Consider the following 13,053-nt stretch of genomic DNA (forward strand, 5'->3'; position numbering starts at 1 on the left):
AATCAGGTGCAAAAGCTTTTTGCACCTTTTCATGATCACTGCATTTTTTGTTGTAAGGCGATTAAGCATGGAGAGAAGAACAGTTGACCACTATATGCTCCTGCTAGCGTTTTCTTCATTACAACGCCCCACATTGCCAATAATAAAAGACTCAATGCCACAGCAACGTATTGTAAAAATACAATTTCAACCTGATGTCCTAAATTAAATAGCGCCAGAATAAATACACCTAATGGAAAAGTTAAGCCCCACCAACCTAAGTTGAATGGAATACCTGTCTTTGCATGACGAAGCGTTGTTAAGATTGCTAGACCAAGCCACCATAACCCGAAACCTAAAAGCACCAGACTGCCCACGATTCCTAAAGCTTGAAAGACATTCGCGAATTGGTCAAATCCTACATTTGGCGCCACTCTTTGCGCCTGCTCCCCTAGCAACAATAATCCTAAAGCACCTGTACCAATTGGGCCTAAAGAGAGCCAGCTAGAAATAGCGACTTCTTTTTCAGGTAATTGATGCAAAGCCATACGCAACATTAAAATTGTCAAAATAGCGAATGCCGGTAAAACAGAAATTCCCCAGAGTACATAACCAGCCAGTAATAAATGAAAGCTATGCAAATCTGCTGGTAAATGAGCTACTAACATCCCTGCAGAGCTTGCAGCCACCTCACATGCAACTACAGGTAAAAGCCAGATTGCAGTCATGGTATGTAGTTGATGGTTCTGACGGCTAAACATGCAAAACGGTACAATCCACGCAATTGCTAGAGCTAAAAAGACATCGATGTACCATAAAGCTTGTGCAATATGGATTGCCACTTCACCGTAAAGCCCAACACCAAAGCTTAAGAAACCATTTAGTATGGTAGCTAACCCCATCGGAATAGCACCTAAAAACAAGCTCATATTAGGATGCTTAAATATTTGCTTCGCTTCATGAGGGAAAAGCAACCACCGTAATAAATAGAGACCTGAAAAAACACTAAATAGGACAATATTAAATTGCCATAACAAGGTTGCTAGCATGAATAAAAATGATTGAGCAAAAGGAAGCTGAATTAAAATCATACTTACCACACCAGTACCCATAGTCGCTGTAAACCAATTTGGGGTAAAATGTCGTATAACATCTTTGCTTTGATTTAATTGGTAAAAGGGTTTTTTCATCTTAATTCTCTAATCAAAGAGTGGATGAAAATATAGTAGAGTAAATAATTAATAAGAAAAATTGATTTATTTTTATTTAATTCATCAATATTTTAAATATAAAGAATATTCATATTGAAAAATAACTGAGTAAAAACACAACAACAAGACGAATCTGTGAGATTATGGCAATATATAGCCCTTGCAAAAATAGCCATATTTTAAGTTCATGAAACTGCTTCGTCTTAATGCGTTATCGCCCAATTTTCAGTTACCACCAACAGCGGTAACTATTGGTAATTTTGATGGTGTCCATTTAGGTCACCAAGCGATGATTGCTCAACTCAAAAAAATTGCTGCAGCACAAGGCTTAAAAACATTGGTCATGATTTTTGAGCCACAACCTCTTGAGTTCTTTCAAGGCTACGATGCTCCTCCTCGTATTAATTCATTACGGGAAAAAGTCGAATATCTAGCCGAACTTGAGGTAGATTACATTGCGGTTGCTAAATTTGATCAACACTTTCGAAGCATGAGTGCTACTGAATTTGCCGATTTATTAAAAGACAAATTAAACGCAAAAGCTTTGGTTTTAGGTGATGATTTCCATTTCGGCAAAGACCGTCAAGGCAATAGCGAATTTTTAAAAGATTACGGATTTGGGGTCACCAACTTACATACCATTGAACTCGAAGGTGAACGCGTAAGTTCAACTCGTATTCGTCAGGTACTTCAGGCAGGAAATCTTGCCTTAGCCGCTAAATTATTAGGCCGTCCATACAGTATTACTGGACGTGTTCAATATGGCGACCAGATTGGACGAACTCTCGATTTTCCAACCATTAACGTTCGCCTCAACCGCCATAAACCTTGTTTAAATGGCATTTATGGGGTTGAAGTCATTTGCGAAACAACTTCGTTAACTCAAAAAGTACTTCAGGACGCACCTGAAAAACCGGGAATTGCCGGATATCATGAAAACAGCCTGTATGGCGCGGGTCATGTTGGTACACGTCCAGCCATTCAGCAAGAACATCCAGAGTGGAGATTAGAAGTACATTTCCCTGATGTTTCTGCTAATCTGTATGGCTTATTTATGCGGGTGACTTTTCTTCACTATCTTCATGGTGAATTGAACTACCCTTCGCTTGAAGCACTTAAGGCAGGAATTGATAATGACGTGCATCAGTTACGACAATATCGTAACGACACGACACAATTTCCTTTTTAATTCGAATTTTGATTGTAAAACATGTCGGCTCCCAAGCTGATTAAACTGGATGAAAACTTGCATGAGCGATAAGCAAACTCCTGAGAATGCAGTGGACTACAAAGCCACGCTAAACCTGCCGGATACTCAATTTGCAATGAAAGCAAATTTGGCAGTACGTGAAGTGAAATGGTTAGAAGAGTGGTATACCGACAACATTTATCAGCAGATTCGTGCATCGCGTATTGGCAAGAAAAAATATATTTTGCATGATGGCCCTCCATATGCGAACGGTACAATTCACTTAGGCCATGCGGTCAACAAAGTACTCAAAGACGTTATTGTAAAAAGCCGCACTCTGTCAGGTTTCGATGCGCCTTATGTACCGGGCTGGGACTGTCATGGTTTGCCAATCGAGCTAAAAGTTGAAGAAAAAGTAGGTAAAGTTGGCGAAAAAGTTGACGCTGCTACTTTCCGTAAACTTTGTCGTGAATACGCACTAAAACAAATTGATTTACAGCGTAATGACTTTAAGCGTCTAGGTATTTTAGGCGACTGGGATAATCCTTATCTCACCATGAACTATAAACAAGAAGCCGATATCGTTCGTGCTTTAGGTTTAATTCAAAAAAATGGTCATATCCAGCCAGGCTTAAAGCCAGTGAACTGGTGTATGGACTGTGGTTCTGCGCTTGCTGAAGCTGAAGTTGAATACGAAGATAAAAAATCAGATGCAATTGATGTTGGTTTTGGCGTTGTCGATCTAAAAGATTTAAGTGCTCGTTTAAGCGTAGAAGTTCAAGATCCAACTGATATCGTGATCTGGACCACTACACCATGGACATTGCCTGCGAACCAAGCCGTTGCTTTGCACGCCGAAATTGAATATCAATTGGTACAAGTGACTACTGAGCGTGGTAAGCAAAACTTCATTCTTGCTAAAGATCTTGTTGCTTCAGCAATTGAACGCTATAAACTTGAAAATCCAGTAGTTCTAGCGGACTTTACTGGTAACAAGCTTGAAAACCTTACACTACAACATCCTTTACTTACCGATCGTCAAGTTCCGGTAATTTTAGGTGAACACGTTATCGCAACAAGCGGTACAGGTGCAGTACATACAGCTCCTGGCCATGGTGCAGACGACTATAAAGTAGGTCTTCAATATAACCTTACAGTAGATAACCCAGTCGGTGGTAATGGTGTTTATTTACCAACTGCCCCTATCTATGCTGGTGAGCACATCTATAAAGCCAATCCAAAGATTATCGAAGCTTTGGGTGCTGTAGGCCGTTTATGGGCGCATCAACCAATCAAACACAGTTACCCACACTGCTGGCGCCATAAAACCCCTATTATTTTCCGTGCAACCCCGCAATGGTTTATTAGCATGGATCAAAAGGGTTTACGTGAAGGTGCCATTAATGCAATTGAAAATGATATCGAGTTTGTACCGAACTGGGGTAAAAACCGTATCGAATCAATGATTGAAGGACGTCCGGACTGGTGTATCTCACGTCAACGTACTTGGGGTGTGCCAATTCCATTCTTCGTTCATAAAGATACGAACAAATTACACCCGCGTACACCTGAATTAATCGAAGAAGTTGCTAAACTTATCGAACAAGAAGGTATCGAAGCATGGTTCAAACGTGATGCGAAAGACTTCATTGGTGAAGATGCTGAACAATATAACGCTATTCGCGATACCCTCGATGTATGGTTCGATTCTGGTACAACGCATTACGCTGTACTTGAACAACGTGAAGATCTAGAAAGTCCTGCCGATTTATATTTAGAAGGTTCAGACCAGCACCGTGGTTGGTTCCAGTCTTCTTTATTAACTTCTATGGCAATTCACAATCGTGCACCATACAAAGCATTGTTAACCCATGGCTTTACGGTTGATGAAAATGGCCGCAAGTTATCAAAATCTTTAGGCAACTATATTCCGCTTGAAGAAATCATCAAACAGCTTGGTGCTGATGGTTTACGCTTATATGTAGCTTCTAGCGACTATCGCTATGAAATCGCGGCATCTAAAGAAATCTTTAGCCGTGTAAGTGATAGCTACCGTCGTATTCGTAATACATTACGTTTCTTGCTTGCTAACTTAAATGGTTTCAAACCAAGCACAGATGCTTTGGCAGTAGATGACCTCATCGCTCTCGACCAATACATCTTGCAGCGTGCGAATGAAGTACAACAAACGATTATCACTGCCTATGAAGAAATGAACTTCCATGTGGTGTGTAGTGCGTTAACAAGCTTCTGTATTAATGATTTAGGTGGTTTCTACCTAGACATTATCAAAGATCGTCAGTACACCACTAAAGCGGATTCACAGGCACGCCGTTCTGCACAAACAGCGCTTTACCATATTGTCCAAGCATTTATCCGTTGGATGAGCCCAATCTTAAGCTTTACCGCTCAAGAAGCATGGCCATTGATTCCAGAACAAACTGAAAAGTATGTATTTACTTCAGAATGGTATGACCTACCGGTTTCATCAAAAGCAAACTTGCTTTCTGAAGAAGATTGGCAAACATTGATTAGCGTAAAATCTGCAGTAAATAAACAGATTGAAGCAGCGCGTAACGCTAAACTCGTTGGTAGTAATCTTTCAGCCAAAGTTGAACTTTGGGCAAATGAATCATTACAAACAGTTTTAAACCAACTGGCTGATGAACTCCGTTTTGTTCTTATTACTTCAGAAGTAGTAGTACATCCATTTGCTGAACAAGGTGAAGCAACTGAAATGGAAGGCTTACGTGTACAAATATCTGCAGCTGAAGGTGAAAAATGTGCACGTTGCTGGCATGTCCTTCCAGATGTAAATACACATGCCGATCATCCTGGTTTATGTGGTCGTTGTATTGTGAACGTCACTGGTCGTGGCGAAGTGAGAAAATATGCCTAATTCACAAGCTAAAAAAGGCTTATTCCAGTTTTATCCACACAACCTAATTTGGCTTGGACTTTCTGTCCTTGCCATTGTGTTGGATCAATGGACAAAATGGATTGCAAGTACACATCTGAACTACGCGGATCCAGTACCTGTGCTTCCATTTTTAAACTGGACACTATTACATAACTATGGTGCAGCCTTTAGCTTTTTATCTGATGCAGGAGGATGGCAACGCTATTTCTTCACATCTTTAGCAGGCTTAGTTTCAGTTGTTTTTGTATTTTGGTTGCTTCGTATGCCTAAAAAAATGGTGGTGCTACCTGTCGCCATCGCTTTAATTTTAGGTGGAGCATTAGGCAATTTAATTGACCGTATTACTTTGGGCTATGTGGTCGATTTTATTCATGTCTATTACCAAAATCATCACTTTCCAGCTTTTAATATTGCGGACAGTGCCATTACCCTAGGTACCATCTTGCTACTCATCGATACATTCTTCCTTGAGAAGCAACGTAACCAAAATTCGGATGCATAACATGACCGAAATTATTCAACCTAACGAAGAAATTCGTATTACAGACGGCTCTAAAGTTGATCTACATTTTTCAGTAGCTATTGAAAATGGCGTAGAAATCGATAATACCCGTAACCGTGAAGAACCAGTTACTCTTACTATTGGCGACGGCAACCTTTTACCTGGTTTTGAGAAAGCATTATTTGGTTTACGTGCAGGTGACCGTCGTACGGTACATCTTCCGCCAGAAGATGCATTTGGCCCATGGAATCCAGAAAACATTCAAACTTTCGATACGGTTAAGTTTGAACAACGCCCTATTCCTGGCCATATGATTGAGTTTGAAGATAAGGCAAAAACAACCTTATTCGGCGTAGTGAAGTCGGTAAATGATGACATTACAGAAATTGATTTTAATCACCCGTTAGCTGGGAAAAATATTACCTTTGAAGTAGAAATATTCAAGGTAACCCCCGAAGGCCAACAGGGCATTAAGCTCATATAAATAAAAAGCCCTCTTAATGAGGGCTTTTTATTATTCAATTTTTTATTGATGACATAAGAATCCTTACAAATTCTATATTCTCTCCCCCCTATATAATGAATTAACTTATAAAGATAAAAATTCTTAGGAAACATACATGCTGGTCTATATTATCGTAGGAAGTGTTCGTGAAGGACGTACAGCAATTAAAGTTGCCAATTGGCTAGAAACCACAATTCCAACATTGGGTCTAAACGATTTCCAAACTGAAGTCGTCGATTTAAAAGAATGGGATTTACCTCTTTTTTCAGGCTCTCACCCACCCGCCACCGGAATTTATGATCAACCTAAACAACAAGAATGGGCAAACAAAATTGCTCAAGCAGATGCTTTTATCTTTATTAGCCCAGAATACAACCATGGTTACAGTCCAGCCTTAAAAAATGCTCTCGACTATGTTGGTAAAGAATGGAGCGATAAACCTGCTGCATTTATTGGATATGGTTCAACTAATGGCTCTCGCTCTATTAGCCAAATACGTCAAGTCACCTCAAGTTTAAGTATTGTTGACCCGAATGCTGTGATAGAGATTCGGGATATATTTAAACGTAATAAAGATGAAAAATTCGAAGCAAATGAATTTGAAGTAAAAGGACTTCAATCAATTGTTGAGAAACTACAGAAATATCATTTAGCTTAAAATCAAAAGGCCTCTAATTAAATAAAAGAGGCCTTTATTTACAGTTTCATAAACTCTTTAAGTAATTCACTATATCTATATTACTAGCCATTTCTGCAAGCTGTAGTGCTGTGTATTCACTCTTATAATCGACAAGAGCTCCCTTTTCGACTAATATTTTAACCACCTCTAGATGATCATTCTCGGCAGCTGCTTGTAGGGCACTATAACCTTCATCATCTGTCTGATTAGGATCTTGTCCTTCTAAAAGTAATTGCTCCACTTCATCTAGATCGCCTAAAGAAGCCCAATAGACCAATTCAGGGAGAGAGAGTTCTTCATCGTCTTCAGGTATTGAAGAGAAGGAATTAATTTTCACGTAAACACCTAAAAATAAGAAACTTCATCGTTATTATATTCATAGAACACAGCTAGTATACAAATCTGATTTTGAATCAGTATTTTTATTCGACTTTTCCTTTACTCCCTAAATTCTTTGTCTGTGTATTTTAATTCAGGCATAAAAAAACACCCTCAACTGTTAAGTTGAGGGTGTTTCGAATAATGAGCTGGCGATGACTTACTCTCACATGGGAAACCCCACACTACCATCAGCGCTAAGAGGTTTCACTTCTGAGTTCGGGAAGGGATCAGGTGGTTCACTCTTGCTATGGTCGCCAGCACAACTGGTATGGATACTTACATTGGTCTTATTGGTTGCCGATGCGTTTTCCAAATCTTTACAGATGGGCTGATTGAGTCTTAATATTTTGTTCATTTTAGCTAAGCGTATAACTAAATCAAGTTGCTTTGCATATTAATGAATCGATTGATGCTTTATATACAACTGCTTGGGTGTTGTATAGTCAAGCCTCACGAGCAATTAGTATTGGTCAGCTTCACATATCACTATGCTTCCACATCCAACCTATCAACGTCCTAGTCTCGAACGGCTCTTTAGAGGACATAAAGTCCTAGGGAAATCTTATCTTGAGGTAGGCTTCCCGCTTAGATGCTTTCAGCGGTTATCCCTTCCGAACATAGCTACCCGGCGATGCGACTGGCGTCACAACCGGTACACCAGAGGTTCGTCCACTCTGGTCCTCTCGTACTAGGAGCAGATCCTCTCAAATTTCCAGCGCCCACGGTAGATAGGGACCGAACTGTCTCACGACGTTCTAAACCCAGCTCGCGTACCTCTTTAAATGGCGAACAGCCATACCCTTGGGACCTGCTTCAGCCCCAGGATGAGATGAGCCGACATCGAGGTGCCAAACACCGCCGTCGATATGAACTCTTGGGCGGTATCAGCCTGTTATCCCCAGAGTACCTTTTATCCGTTGAGCGATGGCCCTTCCATACAGAACCACCGGATCACTAAGACCTACTTTCGTACCTGCTCGACTTGTGGGTCTCGCAGTTAAGCGCGCTTTTGCCTTTATACTCTACGCGTGATTTCCGACCACGCTGAGCGCACCTTCGTACTCCTCCGTTACTCTTTAGGAGGAGACCGCCCCAGTCAAACTACCCACCAGACATGGTCCTCGCCCCGGATTACGGGGCAGAGTTAGAACCTCAACATTACCAGGGTGGTATTTCAAGGACGGCTCCATTGGAACTAGCGTTCCAACTTCAAAGCCTCCCACCTATCCTACACAAGTAAGGTCAAAGTTCAATGTCAAGCTGCAGTAAAGGTTCACGGGGTCTTTCCGTCTAGCCGCGGGTACACTGCATCTTCACAGCGATTTCGATTTCACTGAGCCTCTGCTGGAGACAGCGCCGCCATCATTATGCCATTCGTGCAGGTCGGAACTTACCCGACAAGGAATTTCGCTACCTTAGGACCGTTATAGTTACGGCCGCCGTTTACTGGGGCTTCGATCAAGAGCTTCGCTTACGCTAACCCCATCAATTAACCTTCCAGCACCGGGCAGGCATCACACCCTATACGTCCACTTTCGTGTTTGCAGAGTGCTATGTTTTTAATAAACAGTTGCAGCGGCCTGGTTTCTGTGGCTGTCATCAGCTCAGGAAGCAAGTTCCATCACCAACAACAGCGTACCTTCTCCCGAAGTTACGGTACCATTTTGCCTAGTTCCTTCAGCAGAGTTCTCTCAAGCGCCTTGGTCTACTCGACCTGACCACCTGTGTCGGTTTAGGGTACGATTCCTGTGTAACTGAAGCTTAGAGACTTTTCCTGGAAGCATGGTATCAGCCACTTCGCTGTACAAGTACAGCTTGCTATCAGATCTCAGCATAGAGCACCCCGGATTTGCCTAAGATGCATGCCTACTTCCTTTCACCTGGACAACCAACGCCAGGCTGACTTAACCTTCTCCGTCCTCTCATCGCATTACACAGAAGTATTGGAATATTAACCAATTTCCCATCGACTACGCCTTTCGGCCTCGCCTTAGGGGTCGACTCACCCAGCCCCGATTAACGTTGGACTGGAACCCTTGGTCTTTCGGCGAACGGGTTTTTCACCCGTTTTGTCGTTACTCACGTCAGCATTCGCACTTCTGATACCTCCAGCATACTTCTCAATACACCTTCATCGGCTTACAGAACGCTCCCCTACCACTTGACTTAAAAGTCAAATCCGCAGCTTCGGCACATAGTTTTAGCCCCGTTACATCTTCCGCGCAGGCCGACTCGACTAGTGAGCTATTACGCTTTCTTTAAAGGGTGGCTGCTTCTAAGCCAACCTCCTAGCTGTCTATGCCTTCCCACATCGTTTCCCACTTAACTATGATTTTGGGGCCTTAGCTGGCGGTCTGGATTGTTTTCCTCTTGACTACGGACGTTAGCACCCGCAGTCTGTCTCCCGGATAGTACTCATAGGTATTCGGAGTTTGCATCGGTTTGGTAAGTCGGGATGACCCCCTAGCCGAAACAGTGCTCTACCCCCTATGGTATTCGTCCGAGGCGCTACCTAAATAGCTTTCGGGGAGAACCAGCTATCACCAGGCTTGATTAGCCTTTCACCCCTATCCACAAGTCATCCCCTGGCTTTTCAACGACAGTGGGTTCGGTCCTCCAGTTAGTGTTACCCAACCTTCAACCTGCTCATGGATAGATCGCCTGGTTTCGGGTCTATACCCAGCAACTAAACGCCCTATTAAGACTCGATTTCTCTACGGCTCCCCTATACGGTTAACCTCGCTACTGAATATAAGTCGCTGACCCATTATACAAAAGGTACGCAGTCACCGAACAAGTCGGCTCCCACTGCTTGTATGCATGCGGTTTCAGGATCTATTTCACTCCCCTCACAGGGGTTCTTTTCGCCTTTCCCTCACGGTACTGGTTCACTATCGGTCAGTCAGGAGTATTTAGCCTTGGAGGATGGTCCCCCCATATTCAGACAAGGTTTCACGTGCCTCGCCCTACTCGTCATCATTATGTGTGCCCTTTCGTGTACGGGAATATCACCCTCTACGTTCGCACTTCCCAGAGCGTTCCACTAAAACACACATAACTTAATGGGCTGATCCCCGTTCGCTCGCCGCTACTAAGGGAATCTCAATTGATTTCTTTTCCTAAGGGTACTGAGATGTTTCACTTCCCCTCGTTCGCCTTGCAACACTATGTATTCATGTTGCAATACCTACCTTAAAGTAGGTGGGTTCCCCCATTCAGAAATCTCCGGATCAAAGGATATTTGCCGCCTCCCCGGAGCTTATCGCAGGCTATTACGTCTTTCATCGCCTCTGACTGCCAAGGCATCCACCACATGCACTTAATTACTTGACTATACAACCCCAAACAGTCGTTATTACCTACAAGGAGTAATAAGACATGATTAATGATTTCTCATCAATCTCTTACAGTTTGAAGTACTGTGTATTTAAACACTGTACAGCTTCAATCTAATTCATATACCAAAACGCTTGATTCAGTTAATTTGCTAGTTCTCAATTAATTCCAAGATCAGAATTACTTCTTCTCTTTTCATTATTGAGTGAACAATTTATTTCAGACTCAATTTTGCCAATCTGTTAATGAATAAACATGCCTTCGTCAGGTCATGCTTAATACCGTGATACTTAAATCACAGAAGTTAATAAACCAAGATCTTAATCTTTATTTACTAATTTCTGTAATCCGAACTTCTCTTAAGTTCTGGTGGAGACTAGGAGAGTCGAACTCCTGACCTCCTGCGTGCAAAGCAGGCGCTCTACCAACTAAGCTAAGTCCCCAGCTTACATCATCAGTTATGTATCTTCTTTTCTATAACTTCAACCAGTCAAAGTCATGGTGGGTCTGACAAGACTTGAACTTGTGACCCCACGCTTATCAAGCGTGTGCTCTAACCAACTGAGCTACAGACCCTCAGATACATCTATGAAGAACAACTTGTTGTGGATTCTTACCAATCGTCAATCTTTCGTTAAGGAGGTGATCCAGCCGCAGGTTCCCCTACGGCTACCTTGTTACGACTTCACCCCAGTCATCGGCCACACCGTGGTAAGCGTCCTCCTTGCGGTTAGACTACCTACTTCTGGTGCAACAAACTCCCATGGTGTGACGGGCGGTGTGTACAAGGCCCGGGAACGTATTCACCGCGGCATTCTGATCCGCGATTACTAGCGATTCCGACTTCATGGAGTCGAGTTGCAGACTCCAATCCGGACTACGATCGGCTTTTTGAGATTAGCATCCTATCGCTAGGTAGCAACCCTTTGTACCGACCATTGTAGCACGTGTGTAGCCCTGGCCGTAAGGGCCATGATGACTTGACGTCGTCCCCGCCTTCCTCCAGTTTGTCACTGGCAGTATCCTTAAAGTTCCCGACATTACTCGCTGGCAAATAAGGAAAAGGGTTGCGCTCGTTGCGGGACTTAACCCAACATCTCACGACACGAGCTGACGACAGCCATGCAGCACCTGTATATAAGTTCCCGAAGGCACCAATCCATCTCTGGAAAGTTCTTACTATGTCAAGGCCAGGTAAGGTTCTTCGCGTTGCATCGAATTAAACCACATGCTCCACCGCTTGTGCGGGCCCCCGTCAATTCATTTGAGTTTTAGTCTTGCGACCGTACTCCCCAGGCGGTCTACTTATCGCGTTAGCTGCGCCACTAAAGCCTCAAAGGCCCCAACGGCTAGTAGACATCGTTTACGGCATGGACTACCAGGGTATCTAATCCTGTTTGCTCCCCATGCTTTCGCACCTCAGCGTCAGTGTTAGGCCAGATGGCTGCCTTCGCCATCGGTATTCCTCCAGATCTCTACGCATTTCACCGCTACACCTGGAATTCTACCATCCTCTCCCACACTCTAGCTAACCAGTATCGAATGCAATTCCCAAGTTAAGCTCGGGGATTTCACATTTGACTTAATTAGCCGCCTACGCGCGCTTTACGCCCAGTAAATCCGATTAACGCTTGCACCCTCTGTATTACCGCGGCTGCTGGCACAGAGTTAGCCGGTGCTTATTCTGCGAGTAACGTCCACTATCTGAAGGTATTAACTTCAGTAGCCTCCTCCTCGCTTAAAGTGCTTTACAACCATAAGGCCTTCTTCACACACGCGGCATGGCTGGATCAGGCTTGCGCCCATTGTCCAATATTCCCCACTGCTGCCTCCCGTAGGAGTCTGGGCCGTGTCTCAGTCCCAGTGTGGCGGATCATCCTCTCAGACCCGCTACAGATCGTCGCCTTGGTAGGCCTTTACCCCACCAACTAGCTAATCCGACTTAGGCTCATCTATTAGCGCAAGGTCCGAAGATCCCCTGCTTTCTCCCGTAGGACGTATGCGGTATTAGCATTCCTTTCGAAATGTTGTCCCCCACTAATAGGCAGATTCCTAAGCATTACTCACCCGTCCGCCGCTAAGTGATAGTGCAAGCACCATCACTCCGCTCGACTTGCATGTGTTAAGCCTGCCGCCAGCGTTCAATCTGAGCCATGATCAAACTCTTCAGTTAAAAATCATTTTGCACCTTATTAAAGACAAGGTGCCAATTCTGGCTCATCAATTTTCTGACTTAAATTTCGCTCAAATAAACTTCGAGTAATTTAAACCAATCAATCAATGATAATATTTCGATCAATCAATCAGTAAAAATCCACACAAGTTGTTCTTCATAATCTCTTAATGATCTT

General features: G+C 43.2%; 7 protein-coding genes, 2 tRNA genes and 3 rRNA genes. 5 read left to right on the forward strand and 7 right to left on the reverse strand.

The genetic code is table 11. The annotated features are described in order from the left end of the window. Nucleotides 1-35 precede the first annotated feature (35 nt). On the reverse strand, nucleotides 36-1,169 hold the full coding sequence (locus MKL38_RS15190) for a TDT family transporter (RefSeq protein ID WP_270903669.1): 1,134 nt from the start codon (nucleotides 1,167-1,169) through the stop codon (nucleotides 36-38). Nucleotides 1,170-1,377: 208 nt separating this feature from the next. On the opposite strand from MKL38_RS15190, the gene ribF reads away from it, so the two are divergent. The 5 genes from ribF (at nucleotide 1,378) to MKL38_RS15215 (ending at nucleotide 6,964) form a co-directional block, all read left to right on the forward strand. After that, complete coding sequence (gene ribF / locus MKL38_RS15195; RefSeq protein ID WP_270903670.1) at nucleotides 1,378-2,379, forward strand: bifunctional riboflavin kinase/FAD synthetase; 1,002 nt, start codon at nucleotides 1,378-1,380, stop codon at nucleotides 2,377-2,379. A 61-nt stretch (nucleotides 2,380-2,440) separates the two neighbouring features. After that, on the forward strand, nucleotides 2,441-5,278 hold the full coding sequence (gene ileS, locus MKL38_RS15200) for an isoleucine--tRNA ligase (RefSeq protein ID WP_270903671.1): 2,838 nt from the start codon (nucleotides 2,441-2,443) through the stop codon (nucleotides 5,276-5,278). Beyond that, nucleotides 5,271-5,801, forward strand: a complete 531-nt coding sequence (gene lspA / locus MKL38_RS15205; RefSeq protein WP_004640312.1) for a signal peptidase II — start codon at nucleotides 5,271-5,273, stop codon at nucleotides 5,799-5,801. Before ileS ends, lspA begins: the two co-directional genes overlap by 8 nt. Nucleotide 5,802: 1 nt before the next feature. Beyond that, nucleotides 5,803-6,285 (forward strand): FKBP-type peptidyl-prolyl cis-trans isomerase, encoded by a 483-nt coding sequence (locus tag MKL38_RS15210; protein ID WP_005037703.1) that lies wholly within the window; start codon nucleotides 5,803-5,805, stop codon nucleotides 6,283-6,285. A gap of 136 nt (nucleotides 6,286-6,421) precedes the next feature. After that, the gene (locus MKL38_RS15215; protein WP_004640308.1) at nucleotides 6,422-6,964 is read left to right on the forward strand and encodes an NADPH-dependent FMN reductase; all 543 of its coding nucleotides are present in this window, start codon (nucleotides 6,422-6,424) and stop codon (nucleotides 6,962-6,964) included. Nucleotides 6,965-7,010: 46 nt separating this feature from the next. On the opposite strand, the gene MKL38_RS15220 is transcribed toward MKL38_RS15215, so the two are convergent. From MKL38_RS15220 to MKL38_RS15245, 6 genes are all read right to left on the reverse strand, one after another. Continuing rightward, nucleotides 7,011-7,322, reverse strand: coding sequence for an ankyrin repeat domain-containing protein (locus tag MKL38_RS15220; protein WP_270903672.1), 312 nt, complete (start codon nucleotides 7,320-7,322; stop codon nucleotides 7,011-7,013). A 188-nt stretch (nucleotides 7,323-7,510) separates the two neighbouring features. Beyond that, a 5S ribosomal RNA gene (rrf, locus tag MKL38_RS15225) occupies nucleotides 7,511-7,625 on the reverse strand. A 180-nt stretch (nucleotides 7,626-7,805) separates the two neighbouring features. Then, nucleotides 7,806-10,699, reverse strand: a 23S ribosomal RNA gene (locus MKL38_RS15230). Nucleotides 10,700-11,069: 370 nt separating this feature from the next. After that, nucleotides 11,070-11,145 (reverse strand) — tRNA-Ala (locus tag MKL38_RS15235). A 56-nt stretch (nucleotides 11,146-11,201) separates the two neighbouring features. Then, nucleotides 11,202-11,278 (reverse strand) — tRNA-Ile (locus MKL38_RS15240). Between the two features lie 59 nt (nucleotides 11,279-11,337). Next, nucleotides 11,338-12,875, reverse strand: a 16S ribosomal RNA gene (locus tag MKL38_RS15245). Together the 16S, 23S and 5S rRNA genes with 2 tRNA genes alongside form the textbook arrangement of a ribosomal RNA operon. Nucleotides 12,876-13,053 lie beyond the last annotated feature (178 nt).

It is taken from the genome of Acinetobacter sp. AOR14_HL, from assembly GCF_027855175.1.
GTDB classification, from domain to species: domain Bacteria; phylum Pseudomonadota; class Gammaproteobacteria; order Pseudomonadales; family Moraxellaceae; genus Acinetobacter; species Acinetobacter calcoaceticus.

What these genes read in the sequence shown, in the direction of transcription:
- MKL38_RS15190 (WP_270903669.1), bottom strand. Translation starts at nt 1,169, where the DNA reads ATGAAAAAACCCTTTTACCAATTAAATCAAAGCAAAGATGTTATACGA.
- ribF (WP_270903670.1), top strand. Translation starts at nt 1,378, where the DNA reads ATGAAACTGCTTCGTCTTAATGCGTTATCGCCCAATTTTCAGTTACCA.
- ileS (WP_270903671.1), top strand. Translation starts at nt 2,441, where the DNA reads ATGAGCGATAAGCAAACTCCTGAGAATGCAGTGGACTACAAAGCCACG.
- lspA (WP_004640312.1), top strand. Translation starts at nt 5,271, where the DNA reads ATGCCTAATTCACAAGCTAAAAAAGGCTTATTCCAGTTTTATCCACAC.
- MKL38_RS15210 (WP_005037703.1), top strand. Translation starts at nt 5,803, where the DNA reads ATGACCGAAATTATTCAACCTAACGAAGAAATTCGTATTACAGACGGC.
- MKL38_RS15215 (WP_004640308.1), top strand. Translation starts at nt 6,422, where the DNA reads ATGCTGGTCTATATTATCGTAGGAAGTGTTCGTGAAGGACGTACAGCA.